A 14,805-nucleotide genomic window follows, 5' to 3' on the forward strand; every position below is an offset into this window, starting at 1 on the left:
AACAATGATGCAGAACCCCGACCCCACCACCCGCGGCTTCATCGCCAGCTGGCCCGACGCCGAGATCCGCGACGCCACCGGCCGCATCGTCTGGACCCTGGCCGGCTACGAGTTCCTCGAGGCCGAAGCGCCCGCGCCCACGGTCCACCCCGGGCTCTGGCAGCAGGCCCGCCGCAACATGACGCACGGCCTGTTCGAGGTGTGCGAGCGCATCTACCAGGTGCGCGGCTTCGACCTCGCCAACATGACGATCATCGAAGGCGAGCGCGGCGTCATCGTGATCGACCCGCTGACCTGCGCGGAGACCGCGGCGGCCGCACTCAGGCTCTACCGAGAGCAGCGCGGCGACAGGCCGGTCACGGCGGTGATCTACAGCCACAGCCACGTCGACCACTTCGGCGGCGTGCGCGGCGTCATCGATGAACAGGACGCGATCCGCCGCGGCGTGCCGATCATCGCGCCGGCCGGCTTTCTCTGGCACACGGTGGCCGAGAACATGATCGCCGGCAACGCGATGTCGCGGCGCTCTCAGTTCCAGTTCGGCAGCACGCTGCAGCGCGGCGTCTGCGGCCAGGTCGACTGCGGCCTCGGCAAGAGCCTGCCGAACGGCACCGTGACACTGATCCCGCCGACCCGCACGATCGAGAAGGAGCGCGAGCGCCACGTGGTCGACGGCATCGAGATCGTCTTTGCCTTGGCACCCGAGAGCGAGGCGCCCTCGGAGATGTTCTTCTTCTTTCCGCAGCTGCGGGCACTGAACCTCGCCGAGTTGGGCCAGCACACCATGCACAACCTGTGTCCGCTGCGCGGCGCCCAGGTGCGCGATGCGCGGCTGTGGTCGCGCTACCTCGACGAGGCGCTGCACGAGTTCGCGCCCCATGCCGACGTGGTCTTCGCGCAGCACAACTGGCCGACCTGGGGCCGGGAGACGCTGAGCCGCTTCATCGCCCAGCAGCGCGACCTGTACAAATACGTGCACGACCAGACCGTGCGGCTCATGAACCAGGGCCATACCGCGGTCGAGATCGCCGAGCTGCTGCGGCTGCCGCCCGAACTGATCGACGTCGACCATGCGCAGGGCTACTACGGCACGCTGGTCCACAACGTGAAGGCCGTGGTGCAGCACTACCTGGGCTGGTACGACGGCAATCCGTCGCGGCTGCATGCGCTGCCGCCGGTCGAGGCCGGCGCGCGCTACGTGGCCTACATGGGCGGCGCCGACGCGCTGCTCGAACGCGCCCAGGCCGACTTCCAGCGCGGCGAGCACCGCTGGGTCGCCGAGGTCGCGAGCCACCTGGTGTTCGCCGACCCCGGTAACCAGGCCGCGCGCACGCTGTGCGCCGCAGCGCTCGAGGCGCTCGGCTTCGCCAGCGAATCGGCCACCTGGCGCAACGCCTACCTGCTGGCCGCACGCGAGCTTCGGGTGGGCGTGCCGGCGGCCCGGCGCCGCAGCATGAGCTACGACCTGCTGAAGGCGGTGCCGATGGAGATGTTCCTGGATTGCCTGGCGATCCGCCTGGTCGCGGAGCGTGCCAGCGGCCACCGGATGAGCCTGGCCTGGCACATCGTCGACGCGCGGGAGCACTGGGCACTGACGCTGGCCAACGCAGCCCTCAGCTACCGGCCCTGCGACGCCCATGCCGCGGGCGCCGCCGATGTGTCGATCGCGGTCAGCCGCGACGGCCTGGCGCAGTTGCTGGCCAACGAGGCCGGCATCGCCGCCGCGATCGCCAGCGGCATCGAGGCCGGGCAGATCGCGGTCGACGGCGACGCCGCAAAGGTCTACGCGCTGCTCGGCATGCTCGAGGAGTTCGAACCGATGTTCAACGTCGTCGAGCCCTGAGCCGCCAGGCCGCCGGCCGCCTACTTCGCCAGGTCGCTCAGGTTCACCGGCTTGATCTTGCCGCCTTCGACCGTGGCGACCAGCGGATCGACGATGGTGCCCCCCACCGCGTCGACGCCCTTGAAGCCGCCGGCATTGATGTCGGTGGGCATCTTGGTCAGCGCCTCGCCGATCTTGGCCCGGATCGCGGCCGCATCGGTGGTGGTGCCTGCCAGCTTCATGGCGCTGGCCAGCGCGTGCGTCAGCGTGTAGTTGTAGGAAGACTCGGTGGTCGGGTCCTTGTCGGCGCCGTAGGCCTTGCGGTAGGCGGCAGCGAAGGTCTTGGGTCCGACTCTTTCGTCGTACGACACCGGCAGCACGCCGATCGATCCCTCGAGCGGCGCGAGGCCGCCCGTGACCTTCGCCATCTCGTCGAGCTTGGCCTGGTCCATGATCAGGAAGCCGCCCTTGAAGCCGAGTTCGCGCGCCTGCTTGACCACCAGCGCGGTCGGCTCCGACGGGCCGCCGACGAACAGCACCTCGGGCTTCTCGGCCAGCACCCGGCTCACGCCGCTGTAGAAGTCGGCCGAACGGTTGTAGGACATCGGGTTGTTCGAGACGATCGTGCCGCCGGCCTTCTCCCAGGCCGGGCCGAAGAGCTGGGTCCAGTTCTTCGCGTACTCATGGTCGCCCGGCAGCATGCCGACCTTCTTGCCGAACTTCTTCATCTCGTAGCTGGTGAAGGGCTCGATGTAGGAATTGAAGGTCGGCGGAATGCGGATCGTGAGCTTGTTGCCGGTCTCGGTGATCTTGGGCGTGCTCGAGTACGCCATCACGATGAACTTCTCCTGCTCGTTGAAGGCCTGCATCGCGTAGATGCCGCCCGAGTGCGGCACGAACACCGCCGGGCTCTGGTACTGCTGCACCAGCCGGCGGGCGTTGATCGCGGCCTCGGCCGGCGCGTACTTGTCGTCCAGCGCCACCAGTTCGAGCTTGACCTTCTTGCCGGCGACCTCGAGACCCGCGGCATTGATCTCCTTGATGGCCATCTCCATGCCGTTGACCACGTTCTTGCCGTAGAGCGCGGCGCCGCCGCTCAAGGGGCCGGTGAAGCCGATCTTGACCGTTTCCTGTGCGAAAGCGCTGCCGGCGGCGAAGGCCGCTGCGAGGGCGGCGACGAGGGGCAAGGCTTTGTTTGTGATACTCATACGGGTGTCTCCAGGTGGTTGAACGGTTTTCTAGTCAGTTGAGGACAGAGCAAAAACTGCTGCGCAGTTTCTTGGTCTGTCCCGCAAGGTCTCAGGCTCCGATGTACGCCGCACGCACCGCCTCGTTGTGGAGCAACGAGTCGCGGTCGCCTTCGAGCGCGATGCGGCCGCGCTCGATGACATAGGCGCGGTCGGCGATGGCCAGCGCGGAATAGGCGTTCTGTTCGGCCAGCAGCACCGTGGTGCCGGCCTTGTTGATGCGCTGGATGACCTCGAACACCTGCTTGACGATCAGTGGCGCGAGACCCAGCGACGGCTCGTCGAGCAAGAGCAGCTTCGGCCGGCCCAGCAGGGCGCGGCCGATGGCCACCATCTGCTGCTGGCCGCCCGAGAGCGAGCCGGCCGGATGGTCCTGCTTCTGCGCCAGCATCGGGAACAGCTCGAACACCTCGTCGAGCGAGCGCTGGATGCCCGCGCTGTCGCGCCGGTGCACGTAGGCGCCGAGCGTGAGGTTCTTCTTGACCGACATCATCGCGAACAGCTTGCGGCCTTCGGGGCAATGCACCAGGCCCGAGGCGACGATCTGCGCCGGGCGCTGCCCCACCAGTTCCTGCTCGCCGAAGCGGATGCTGCCGGCGCTCGGCTTGTGGATGCCGCTGGCAGCCATGAAGATCGAGGTCTTGCCGGCGCCGTTGGCACCCAGCAGCACCACCAGTTCGCCGGGTGCCGCGTGCAGCGTCACGCCGCTCAGCGCCCGGAAGCTGCCGTAGTGCAGGTCGACGCCTTCAAACCGCAGCATGGTCGACTCCCAGGTAGGCATCGATCACCTGCGGGTCGCGCCGGATCTGCTCCGGCGTGCCCTCGGCGATCTTGGCGCCGTTGTTCAGCACGACGATCTTGTCGGCCAGTCGCATGATCATGTCCATCTTGTGCTCGATCAGGCAGACCGTCTTGCCGTGGTCCACCAGCTTGCGGATCAGGGCCGCGAGGCCCACGGTCTCCTCGGGATTCACGCCGCCGGCCGGCTCGTCGAGCAGCAGCAGTTCGGGGTCGGTGGCCAGCGCCAGCGCGAAGGCGACGCGCTTGCGCTCCTCCTGCGTGATGTCGGCCGCGATGCGCATCGCCACATGCGAGAGACCGACGAAGTCGAGCGCCTCGCGCGCCTTCTCGCGGCACAGCCGTTCTTCATCCTGCAAGCGCCGCGTGTTGGCGAGCACGTCCCACAGGCCCGACCTGGTGCGCAGCCGATGGCCGACTATCAGGTTGTCGAGCACGGTGGCGTTGTCGAACAGGTGCGTGGTCTGGAAGGTGCGCGCGATGCCGAGCTTGGCCACATGGTCGGGCCGGAGGCCGGTGACATCCTGCCCGTTGAACCGGATGCGCCCGGAGCTCGGCTTGTGCGTGCCCGCGACGAGGTTGAAGAAGGTGGTCTTGCCGGCGCCGTTGGGCCCGATGATGGCGCTGACCTGGCCGAGCTCGAAGCGGGTCGACACGTCGTCGACCGCGGTGAGGCCGAAGAACTGCTTGGTGAGCGATTCGATCTCAAGCATTGTTGCGTGCCTCCTGCGCGACCGCGCCCGTGGGGGCCGCGTCGGCCGCCTTCGCGGCATTCGCCGCATCCGCGCGCTGGGCGCGCCGCTTGAGCCAGGTGCCGACGATGCCGTCCGGCAGGAAGATGATCAGCGCGATCAGCACCGGGCCGAACACCACCATGCGGTAGTCCTGCAGGAACTGCAGGCTCTGCGTCAGCCAGGTGACCAGGAAGGTGCCCAGCAGCGGCCCGAGCAAGGTGCCGATGCCGCCGACCAGCACGAACATCACGAGATCGAAGGTCACGGCCTCGCTCGCCAGGTCGGGCCCGAGGAAGCGCACCTGCCCCGCATACAGCGCACCAGCGAAGCCCGCGTAGACCACCGACAGCACGAAGGACAGGGTCTTGGTGCGCATCAGGTCGATGCCCAGCGCCTCGGCCAGGTCGTCGCTGTTGCGCACCGCCATGAAGCTGCGGCCCAGCAGCGAGCGCACGATGCGCGACATGATCCAAAGGCCGAGCACCAGGAAGGCCAGCACCAGGTAGTACTGCGCCAGCGGCGTGCCGAACTGCAGCGGGCCGATGCCGGTCGGCGCCGGGATGCCCATGATGCCCACCGGCCCGTGGGTCAGGCTCTCCCACTTCTCGATCAGCAGGAACATGATGTAGCTCACGCACAGCGTGAAGATCGAGAAGTAGTGGCCGCGCAGCCGCAGCGACAGCAGGCCGATGAAGAAGCCCAGCACCGCGGTCATGAGGCCGGCGGCCAGGAAGGCGATCCAGAAAGGCACGTGGTGGTCGACCGTGAGGATGCCCACCGTGTAGGCGCCGACGGCCATGAAGGCGCCGTGCGCGAGGTTGAACTGCCCCGTGTAGCCCGTGATCAGGTTGAGCCCGAGCGCCGCGATCGCCATGATGAAGGCCTGCGTCGCCACCGAGATCAGGTAGTTGTTCTGCGCGAACAGCGGGAACGCGAGCGCCGCCACGGCCAGCAGCGTCCAGCCGGTCTTTCCTTGCAGCCAGTTCATCAGCGTGCTCCCTTCGCGGTGAACAGGCCCTGCGGGCGGAACGACAGGATCACCACCAGCAGCACGAAGGCGATGATGTCCTTGTAGTCGGTCGAGAAGTAGAAGCCGCCGAAGCTCTCGGCCATGCCGATGATCAGGCCGCCGACGATCGCGCCCGGGAAGCTGCCCATGCCGCCGAGGATGATGATCACGAAGGCCTTGGTGATGACCAGGTTTCCCATCGCCGGATACACCAGGTTGATCGGCGCATAGAGCACCGCGGCGATCGCGGCCAGCGCGCCCGAGATCGCGAACACCAGCAGGGTGACGCGCGTGGCGTCGATGCCCACCAGCGCGGCGCCGTCGCGGTTCTGCGCCATCGCGATGATGGTCGAACCGACCACCGTGTGGTTCAGGAACAGGTGCAGCAGCACCATGAGCCCGAAGGCGCCGGCAATGATCAGGAGGCGCTGCAGCGGCGCGGTCAGGCCGAAGACCTCGACGATCTGGCCGTAGGGCGTCGGCATGCGATGGAAGTCGGCGCCGAACAGCGCCTGGGCGCCGGCCTCCAGGAACAGCAGCACGCCGATGGCCGCGATCATGTCGTGCAGCTCGGGCGCGTTGCGCAGCGGATGGAACACCAGCCGCTGCGTCAGCATCGAGATCGCCGCCACGATGGCCGCGGCCCCGGCCATCGCGAGCCAGTAGTTGAGCCCCAGCTTGGCCATCAGGTAGTAGCCCGCGAAGGCACCCGACATGTAGAACGCGCCATGGGCGAAGTTCGGCACGTGCAGGATGCCGTAGACCAGCGTCAGGCCCAGCGCCACCAGGCTGTAGACGCCTCCGACGGTCAGGCCGTTCAGGAGTTGCTGAAAGAACATTTCCACATGAATCCTTGGTTGACCCCGGCGATGCAGCCCCGGCGGCATCGGACGCGCCGGGCCATTGTGGAAGCGGGGGCGACGGCGACGCCTAAGGTTTCTCCGGAGGCGGCGTCGCCTTGGAGACTCGCACTCCTACCGGCCGGTAGGGTGCAGAATGCGGCGCCTGGAGGTTTCCATGACACGCACCATCGCCCAGAAACGCGCCGACTTCCGCTCGCTCCATGCCGCGGGCTGCTTCGTGCTCCCGAACCCCTGGGACATCGGCAGCGCACGCTACCTCGAAGGCCTCGGCTTCAAGGCCCTGGCGACCACCAGTTCGGGCTGCGCCTGGTCGCTGGGCCGGCCCGACGGAGCGCTGTCGCGCGAGACCGTCCTGGCCCATCTGCGCGCCATCGTGGCGGCCACCGACCTGCCCGTGAATGCCGACTTCGAGAGCGGCTTCGCCGCCGATCGGACAGGCGTTGCGCAGAGTGTCCGGATGGCGATCGACACCGGCGTGGCCGGTCTGTCGATCGAGGATTCGACCGGCGATCCCGCCGAGCCGCTGCACGACATCGATATCGCGGTCGCGCGCCTGCGCGCGGCCCGCGCCGCCATCGACGAAGCCGGCGGCGACGTGCTGCTGATCGGGCGGGCCGAGAACTTCTTCGCCGGCCGGCCCGACCTCGACGACGCGATCGCCCGGCTCAGGGCCTACGCCGAGGCCGGCGCCGATTGCCTCTACGCGCCGGGCATCCGCAGCCGCGAGCAGATCGCGGCGGTGGTCGCCGCGGTGGCGCCGAAGCCGGTCAATCTGCTGGTCGGCTCGACCAGCGAGCTCACGATGAAGGACATCGAGGCGCTCGGCGTGCGGCGTGTCAGCGTCGGCGGCGCCCTCGCGCGTGCGGCGTGGGGAGGGTTCATGCGCGCTGCGCGCGGCATCGCCGACGAGGGCCGCTTCGACGGCTTCGCGGATGCGGCGGCGGGCAATGAGCTCAATGGCTTGTTCAAGGGCGGCGCAGGCGCCTGAGGGCTATCGAGCGGCGGCGCCCTTCAGCATTCTCCGAGGCTGCCGATAAGGTTCTCATGAACACCTATCCCACCTCCAGCCAGGCGACAGGCGTCGCCCGCACCCTCAGCAAACGCACGCCCTGCACCATCGTGGTTTACCAGACCGCGGAGCGGGAGTTCGTCACGGCCCGCTCGAACGACCGGGTCAGCGGCTTGATCCAGGGCGTCTACCGCGACGGCTACCTGCTGCCGCCGGCGTATCGGGCTGAGCCGATCAGGCGGTGATCTCCACCCGGTTGCCATCCGGATCGAGCACCACGCTCTCGTAGTAGCCGTCACCGGTCCTGCGCGGCCCGTCGAGCACCGGATAGCCGTCGGCCTTCAGGCGCTGCGTCAGTTCGTCGACCGCTTCCTCGGAGCCCAGCGACACTGCGAAATGCGTCAGGCCCATGCGCTGGGCGCCGGCTTCGATGGCGACCGGACTCAGCGTGCTGGTCGTCATGGCCTCGATCCGCGCGCCGTCCCCGAAACTCAGGAAGCAGGACGCGAAGCCCTTGGCCGGATTGACATAGCCGCTGCCCGCCGCAGCGCCGAAGTAGGCTACATAGAAGCGCTTGAAGCGCTCGAGGTCCTGGGTCCAGAGGGCAATGTGTTCGATGCGCATGGGTCGCTCCGATTGAGGTCCACGGCATTTTGCATCGGAGCCTGCCGTGGCGGCCGATTGCGCCTGGAGCGCCGATCACCTCATGGTCGCCCCTCCCGCAAGGAGGGGGTCTGAAATGGCTCCGATCTCTATGGTCGGGGGCTGATGCAAAACCTGCGGCATCCCGCTTGCATCGAACGCCTTGCGACCCTTTTTTTGACCATACGAATGACTTTACAACCCTCTCACTCAACAGACGCCTCAGCAAGGAGCTCGTCGACCCCACAGGAGCAGAAGCTCACTGCCCAAGTCACCAAAGGGTTCGAGAAATGCGTCCTGGTGGCGGCTCAGATCCTTTTGATGGCGGTGATCCTGGCGATGGTCGTCCAGCTGTGGCTCATGTTCGGGTCTGCGATCGCCAGTCAATTGAGCAGCATCGATTCGGTCCCGGAACTCATGAAGTCGGTGCAAACGGCCTTCTCCGGCGTACTGCTCATCATTCTTGGGCTCGAGCTCATGGAAACACTGCGGGTGTATTTCAAATCCCACCGCATCAGACTGGAAACCATCCTGGCCGTGGCCATCATCGCCGTCGGCCGCCATGTCATCAATCTGGATGTCGAGCACATGGCCGGCAGTTCGCTCTTCGGCATAGCCGCCATCGTGCTGGCGCTGGCAGGCGGATTCGTCCTGGTTCGATACAAGGCGTCACCTTCGAGGGACTGACTCCATCGCAGGCCTTCGCGCTCGGGGCGTTCACCAGAAGCCGAGAACCTTCCACCAGACGCTGCCCACCACCGCGAAGATCAGCAGGTTCACCACGCACATCACGAAACCGACCCGCCACCAGGTTCCCATGGTGACAAAACCGCTGCCGAAGATGATCGGCGAGGTGCCGGTCGCATAGTGCGTCAGCGTCATCATGATCGACGAGCCGGCGGCCATCATCAGCATGAAGGGCACGACGAACTCCGGCGGAATCAGCCGCACCCCGACCGTCAGGAAGGCCAGCATCATCGCGCTGATGTGCGCCGTCGTGCTGGCGAACAGGTAGTGCGAAAAGACGAAGACCAGCACCAGGATCGCGGCGGTGCCGCCCCAGCCGACGCCGCTGGCCTCGATGGCTTCGCTCATGCCCGCCGAGAACCACGTGATCACGCCTTGCTTGTTCAGTTGCTCGGCCAGCATGATCAGCGCACCGAACCAGATCAAGGTGTCCCAGGCACTCTTCTCGGACAGCACGTCGTCCCAGTCGATGGTGCCGGTGATGATCAGCACGAACAGGCCGACGAAGGCGACCACCGTGGGATCCAGCTTGAGCGCCGGGCCGAACAGCAGGGCCGGCACGTCGGCCCACAGCAGCAGCAGCAGCAGGAAGGTCCCCAGCATGACCTTTTCCTTCGGCGATACGGGCCCCATCTTCGCCACTTCGTCGTGAGCGTACTGCACCGCATTGGGCGTGGCCTTCAGCTGCGGAGGCGCCAGCAGATAGATGACCAGCGGCATCACCAGCATGCACAGCAGGCCAGGCAGCAGCATGCACAGCGCCCAGCTCGTCCAGGTCAGGTGCAGGCTCTGGTTCGTCGCCTTGGCGATGTAGTCCACCACCAGCGGGTTCGGGGCGGTGGCGGTCACGAACATCGCCGAGGTGATCGGGTTGGCGTGGTAGTTGACCAGTGCCAGGTAGGTGCCGACCTTGCCCTCGGTGCCCTTGGCCGGGTCCGAATCGAAGGTGTTGGCGATCGACTTCATGATCGGATGCACGATGCCGCCGCCACGCGCGGTATTGCTCGGCGTGAACGGCGCCAACACCAGTTCGCAGATGGCCAACCCGTAGCCGATTCCTATCGTGCGTTTCCCCATCAGGGAGATGAACATCAAGCCGATGCGGGTGCCCAGGCCGGTCTTCTTCAGGCCACGGGAGATCAGGATGGCCACCACGATCAACCAGATGAGCGGACTGTCGAACGCAGTCAGCGCATCTTCGATCGCCCCCTTGGACGAGGTCGCCGTGACCTGCGAAAGCGAGAGGACCACGATGGCCATCAACGCCATCACGCCGATCGGCATGACCTTCAGGATGATCGCGACGATGGTTGTCAGGAAGATGGCCACCAGGCCCCAGGCCTTGGGCTGGAGCCCCTCTGGAACGGGCCAGAGCAGCAGGGTGACCAGGATGACTGTCGTGATCAGCGCCGGCCCCAGCCGGAACGGGACCACGCTGTTGAAGTAGCGGAACGCCGATTTCAGACGGGTGAGCATCCTGCGATCCTTTCTCGCCCTGCCACTACTCCAACCGCGGCTCCGCCCGCTCCTCGCCCACCGGCGAGGCCGCCTCCGCGATCGCCAGCAGCGCGCTGGCGGTGCGCTCGGCCGCGCCGCGGTTGGCGTTGGCGAAGGCCAGGGCGGCCTGTGACATCGCCTCGCGGCGCTCGGGGTTCTCGGTCAGCTTGAGCGCCGCCGTGACCGCATGCTCCATGTCGGGCACCCGCTGCGAAGCCCCGGCCGCCAGCGACAGTTCGGCGGCTTCCGCGAAGTTGAAGGTCGACGGACCCATGATCACCGGACAGCCGCAGGCCGCGGCCTCGATCAGGTTCTGCCCGCCCAGCGGCTCGAAACTGCCGCCGAGCAGCGCGACGTCGGCCAGGCCGTAGTACAGCGCCATCTCGCCGAGCGAGTCGCCGAGCCAGATCTCGGCCTCGGCCGGCGCGCCCGCGGCACTGCGGCGCGCGACCGCGAAGCCGTGCGACTCGACCAGCGCCGCGACCTCGTCGAAGCGCTGCGGATGCCGCGGCACGATCATCCACTGCACGTCGTGCACCCGCTTGGCGATCGAGCGGACCGCCTCCTGCTCGGGCGGCACCGGCGCCAGCGCGCCGAAGCGCTTGAGCACCTCGAGCAGCTGCCGCTCCTCGCCGTCGCGCGAACTCGCGAAGACCACGATCGGCCGCGGCAGCTGCGTGCGCAGCTTGGCCGCCGCGTTGAGCTGCCGCATGTCGGGCGTGGCGTCGAACTTGAGGTTGCCGTAGACACCCGCGACCTTGGCGCCCAGCGACACCAGCCGGTGCGAGTCGGCCTCGGTCTGGGCCCACACGGCGGCCAGCGCCGAGTAGGCAGGCCGCGCCAGCCAGGCGAGCCGCTCGGCACCGGCCAGCGACTTCTCGTTGAGGCGCGCATTGGCCAGCACCAGCGGGATGCCGCGCTCGGTGCAGGCGGCGGTCATCTCGGGCCAGACCTCGGTCTCCATCAGCACGCCGATGCGCGGACGGAAGCGATCGAGAAAGCGGGCCACGGCGCCCGGAGAATCCCAGGGCTGCCAGACCTGCAGGTCGCCGGGCTGAAGCAGCTTGGCGCCCTCCTCGCGGCCGGTCGCGGTGCCGTTGGTGAGCAGGATCGGAATGCCCGGGTACTGGCGGCGCAGTTCCTCGATCAGGATGCCGGCGGCCCGCGCCTCGCCGAGCGAGACCGCGTGGATCCAGCACCAGCCGGTGCCGACCGCCTCGGGGCCATAGTGGCCGAAGCGCTCCTCGACCGCATGCGCGTAGCCGGGCTCGGCCACGGCGCGGCGCCGCAGCTTGCGGCGCACCAGCGGCTGGGCCAGGGTGGTGAAGGCGCCATAGAGGCGCAGCAGCAGGGAACGCACGCTCGTGACGGTCAGTGCGCGGCTGCCGCGAGCTGCGCGTCCGGCTTCGCGCTGCGCAGCAGCGCCAGCATCTCGCCTTCGATGCGATGCAGCGCGGCCTCGGTCTGGCCTTCGAAGCGCAGCACCAGCACCGGCGTGGTGTTCGATGCCCGCACCAGCCCGAAGCCGTCGGGCCAGTCGACCCGCACGCCGTCGATGGTCGAGACCTGCGCCGGCGGCGCGAACTTCGCGCTCTTGACCAGCTGGGCGACCACGCTGTGCGGCTCGCCCTCGGCGCAGGCGACGTTGAGCTCGGGCGTCGAGAAGCTGGTCGGCAGCGCGTTGAGCACGTCGCTCGCGTCCGGGCTCTTGCTGAGGATCTCGAGCAGCCGGCAGCCGGCATAGGTGCCGTCGTCGAAGCCGAACCAGCGCTCCTTGAAGAAGATGTGGCCGCTCATCTCGCCGCCCAGCGGCGAATCGATCTCCTTCATCTTGGCCTTGATCAGCGAGTGGCCGGTCTTGTAGATCAGCGGCTGGCCGCCCGCGGCCGCGATCGCCGGGCCGAGGCGCTGCGAGCACTTGACGTCGTAGACGATGGTGCCGCCCGGCACCCGCGACAGCACGTCCTGCGCGAACAGCATCATCTGGCGGTCGGGATAGATGTTGCTGCCGTCCTTGGTGACGATGCCCAGTCGGTCGCCGTCGCCGTCGAAGGCCAGGCCGAGCTCGGCATCGCCCGCCTGCAGCGCGGCGATCAGGTCCTTGAGGTTCTCGGGCTTGCTCGGGTCGGGATGGTGGTTGGGGAAGTTGCCGTCGACTTCGCTGAACAGCTCGGTGACCTCGCAGCCGATGGCCCGCAGGATCGCCGGGGCCGAGGCGCCGGCGATGCCGTTGCCCGAATCGACCACGATCTTCAGCGGCCGCGCGAGCTTGATGTCGCCCACGATGCGCCGGGTGTAGGCCTCGGTGACATCGACCTTGCGCACGCTGCCGCCGCCGGCCAGCGTGGCGCTGCCCGTCTCCATGACCTGGCGCAGGCCCTGGATCTCGTCGCCGTAGATCGCGCGGCCGGCCAGCACCATCTTGAAGCCGTTGTAGTCCTTCGGGTTGTGGCTGCCGGTGACCTGGATGCCGCTGGTGCACAGCGTGTGGGCGGCAAAGTAGAGCATCGGCGTGGTGACCGCGCCGACGTCGATCACCTCGATGCCGGTGGCGACCAGGCCCTTGATCAGCGCCTCGGCCAGCGCCGGCCCCGACAGCCGGCCGTCGCGGCCCACCGCCACGCTCTTCTCGCCGGCCGCGCGCGCGGCGCTGCCGAAGGCCCGGCCGAGCGCCTCCGCGACTTCGGCGTCGAGCGTGGCGGGCACCACGCCGCGAATGTCGTAGGCCTTGAAGATCGATGCGCTGAGTTGCATGAAAGCTATCCCCTGAAAGTTCCAAAAACGTAGAACATTGTAGGCATGGCCCCAGCGGGCCAGATGTCCGAAAACGGCTACTTTCTCTCAAAGTGCGGCCGTATCATCCCCGCATGCCAGCCACTCCCGCCCCCACCGCCGGACTCGAAAGCGATGCCTGCTACCTGGCCATGAAGGCCCACGATGCGCGCTTCGACGGCTCCTTCTTCACCGGCGTGACCTCCACCGGCGTCTATTGCCGGCCGGTCTGCCGCGTCAAGCTGCCGCGGCGCGAGAACTGCTGCTTCTTCCGCCATGCCGCGCAAGCCGAGGCGGCCGGCTTCAGGCCCTGCCTGCGCTGCCGGCCGGAGCTGGCGCCGCGGGCCGCGAGCTGGTCGACCGAAGACGCCTCGCGCATCCTCGCGCTGCAGGCCGCGCGCCTGATCGACGAGCCCGACGCCTGGACCGAAGAGGGGCCGGGCGCGGCCCGCATCGCGGCCCGGCTCGGCGTCAGCGACCGCCACCTGCGCCGCATCTTCGAGTCCCAGTTCGGCGTCTCGCCGCTGCAGTACCTGCAGACCCGTCGGCTGCTGGCCGCCAAGCAGCTGATCGCCGACACCCGGCTGCCGATGACCCAGGTCGCGCTGGCCAGCGGTTTCGCCAGCGTGCGCCGCTTCAACGCCGCCTTCGTCACCCACTACGGCTTGAACCCGAGCGCGTTGCGGCGCGCCGGTGCCGTGCGCGTCGGGCAGGCCGGCGAATCGGTCGAGGTGCGGCTGGGCTTCCGCCCGCCCTACGACGGCGCGGCGATGCTCGATTTCTTCGCCCGCCGGGCGCTGCGCGGCGTCGAGCAGACCAGCGACAGCGGTGGCCAGCCCCGCTTCGGGCGAACGCTGCGGGTCTCGCAGGGTGGCCGCAGCCTCGCGGGCTGGCTGCAGCTGCGCTTCGACCCCGCGCGCGAGCAGGTGCTGCTGCGGGTCGGCGATTCGCTCGCCGTGGTCCTGCCGACCGTGATCAGCCGCGTGCGCGCCCTGCTCGACCTGGACGCCGAGCCGATGGTGATCAACGGCGTGCTGCATGCCAGCTTCCCCGAGGGCGACGGGCTGCGCGTGCCCGGCACGGTCGACGGCTTCGAACTCGCGGTGCGCGCGGTGCTCGGCCAGCAGATCACGGTGGCCGCCGCACGCACGCTGGGCTCGCGCCTGGTCGAGGCCTTCGGCGAGCCGATCGCGACGCCCATCGACGGGCTCGACCGCCTGTTTCCGACCCCGGCGGCGATCGCCGGCGCCAGCGGCGATGCGCTGGGCCAGCTCGGCATCGTGCGCCAGCGGCAGTCGGCCCTGTTCGCGGTGGCGCGCGAGATGCTCGAAGGCCGGCTCGCGCTGCATGCCGGCGCCGACGTGCCCGCCACCCTGGCGGCCCTGCAGGCGTTGCCGGGCATCGGCGACTGGACCGCGCAGTACATCGCGATGCGTGCCCTGCGCTGGCCCGACGCCTTCCCGGCCGGCGACGTGGCGCTGCAGAAAGCGCTCGGGGTCGGCACGGCGCGCGCCGCCGCCGAAGCTTCCCAAGCCTGGCGGCCATGGCGCGGCTACGCCGTGCTGCGCGCCTGGCACCGCCCCGCAGCGCCGCCGGCGGCCGAGGCATCCGCCACGACCGCGCGCCATACTCCCACCCGCGCCCGCACCGGCGCCACCGCGTGAT

14 protein-coding genes are annotated in these 14,805 nt (G+C 68.5%); 5 read left to right on the forward strand and 9 right to left on the reverse strand.

The annotated features are described in order from the left end of the window. The first annotated feature begins 7 nt into the window (after nucleotides 1-7). Nucleotides 8-1,843 carry an alkyl/aryl-sulfatase gene (locus QTI45_RS10745; RefSeq protein ID WP_286654327.1) on the forward strand — a complete coding sequence of 612 codons (1,836 nt, stop codon included), beginning with the start codon at nucleotides 8-10 and terminating at the stop codon, nucleotides 1,841-1,843. Between the two features lie 20 nt (nucleotides 1,844-1,863). On the opposite strand, the gene QTI45_RS10750 is transcribed toward QTI45_RS10745, so the two are convergent. From QTI45_RS10750 to QTI45_RS10770, 5 genes are all read right to left on the reverse strand, one after another. Then, nucleotides 1,864-3,030, reverse strand: coding sequence for an ABC transporter substrate-binding protein (locus QTI45_RS10750; RefSeq protein WP_286654328.1), 1,167 nt, complete (start codon nucleotides 3,028-3,030; stop codon nucleotides 1,864-1,866). A 91-nt stretch (nucleotides 3,031-3,121) separates the two neighbouring features. Then, nucleotides 3,122-3,829: an ABC transporter ATP-binding protein gene (locus QTI45_RS10755; RefSeq protein ID WP_286372734.1), complete on the reverse strand. Its 708-nt coding sequence runs from the start codon at nucleotides 3,827-3,829 to the stop codon at nucleotides 3,122-3,124. Next, nucleotides 3,816-4,580, reverse strand: coding sequence for an ABC transporter ATP-binding protein (locus QTI45_RS10760; RefSeq protein ID WP_286654329.1), 765 nt, complete (start codon nucleotides 4,578-4,580; stop codon nucleotides 3,816-3,818). The genes QTI45_RS10755 and QTI45_RS10760 overlap by 14 nt, the downstream gene beginning before the upstream one ends. Beyond that, nucleotides 4,573-5,589: a branched-chain amino acid ABC transporter permease gene (locus QTI45_RS10765; protein ID WP_286372736.1), complete on the reverse strand. Its 1,017-nt coding sequence runs from the start codon at nucleotides 5,587-5,589 to the stop codon at nucleotides 4,573-4,575. Before QTI45_RS10765 ends, QTI45_RS10760 begins: the two co-directional genes overlap by 8 nt. Then, nucleotides 5,589-6,455, reverse strand: coding sequence for a branched-chain amino acid ABC transporter permease (locus tag QTI45_RS10770; RefSeq protein ID WP_286654330.1), 867 nt, complete (start codon nucleotides 6,453-6,455; stop codon nucleotides 5,589-5,591). The genes QTI45_RS10765 and QTI45_RS10770 overlap by 1 nt, the downstream gene beginning before the upstream one ends. Nucleotides 6,456-6,627: 172 nt before the next feature. Between QTI45_RS10770 and QTI45_RS10775 the strand changes: the two genes are divergently transcribed. Then, complete coding sequence (locus QTI45_RS10775) at nucleotides 6,628-7,461, forward strand: isocitrate lyase/PEP mutase family protein (protein WP_286654331.1); 834 nt, start codon at nucleotides 6,628-6,630, stop codon at nucleotides 7,459-7,461. Nucleotides 7,462-7,517: 56 nt separating this feature from the next. Next, entirely contained in the window at nucleotides 7,518-7,727 is a 210-nt protein-coding gene (locus tag QTI45_RS10780) for a hypothetical protein (protein WP_286654332.1), read from the forward strand. Here QTI45_RS10780 and QTI45_RS10785 read toward each other — a convergent pair. Further along, complete coding sequence (locus tag QTI45_RS10785; RefSeq protein ID WP_286654333.1) at nucleotides 7,717-8,106, reverse strand: VOC family protein; 390 nt, start codon at nucleotides 8,104-8,106, stop codon at nucleotides 7,717-7,719. The genes QTI45_RS10780 and QTI45_RS10785 overlap by 11 nt on opposite strands. A 318-nt stretch (nucleotides 8,107-8,424) precedes the next feature. Here QTI45_RS10785 and QTI45_RS10790 point away from each other — a divergent pair, with 318 nt between their 5' ends. After that, on the forward strand, nucleotides 8,425-8,811 hold the full coding sequence (locus tag QTI45_RS10790; RefSeq protein WP_286654334.1) for a phosphate-starvation-inducible PsiE family protein: 387 nt from the start codon (nucleotides 8,425-8,427) through the stop codon (nucleotides 8,809-8,811). A gap of 30 nt (nucleotides 8,812-8,841) precedes the next feature. Here the strand turns inward: QTI45_RS10790 and QTI45_RS10795 are convergent, their stop codons facing one another. The 3 genes from QTI45_RS10795 to QTI45_RS10805 are packed head-to-tail and all read right to left on the reverse strand — an operon-like array spanning nucleotide 8,842 to nucleotide 13,122. Next, a complete protein-coding gene (locus tag QTI45_RS10795) occupies nucleotides 8,842-10,347 on the reverse strand; it encodes a DASS family sodium-coupled anion symporter (RefSeq protein ID WP_286654335.1) in 1,506 nt (501 codons plus the stop codon). A gap of 25 nt (nucleotides 10,348-10,372) precedes the next feature. Continuing rightward, a complete protein-coding gene (locus QTI45_RS10800; RefSeq protein ID WP_286654336.1) occupies nucleotides 10,373-11,728 on the reverse strand; it encodes a 3-deoxy-D-manno-octulosonic acid transferase in 1,356 nt (451 codons plus the stop codon). Between the two features lie 11 nt (nucleotides 11,729-11,739). Next, nucleotides 11,740-13,122, reverse strand: coding sequence for a phosphomannomutase/phosphoglucomutase (locus tag QTI45_RS10805; protein ID WP_286654337.1), 1,383 nt, complete (start codon nucleotides 13,120-13,122; stop codon nucleotides 11,740-11,742). 113 nt (nucleotides 13,123-13,235) lie between these two features. On the opposite strand from QTI45_RS10805, the gene QTI45_RS10810 reads away from it, so the two are divergent. Further along, nucleotides 13,236-14,804 carry a DNA-3-methyladenine glycosylase 2 family protein gene (locus QTI45_RS10810; protein ID WP_286654338.1) on the forward strand — a complete coding sequence of 523 codons (1,569 nt, stop codon included), beginning with the start codon at nucleotides 13,236-13,238 and terminating at the stop codon, nucleotides 14,802-14,804. Nucleotide 14,805 lies beyond the last annotated feature (1 nt).

The organism is Variovorax saccharolyticus, from assembly GCF_030316765.1.
Lineage (GTDB): Bacteria > Pseudomonadota > Gammaproteobacteria > Burkholderiales > Burkholderiaceae_C > Variovorax > Variovorax saccharolyticus.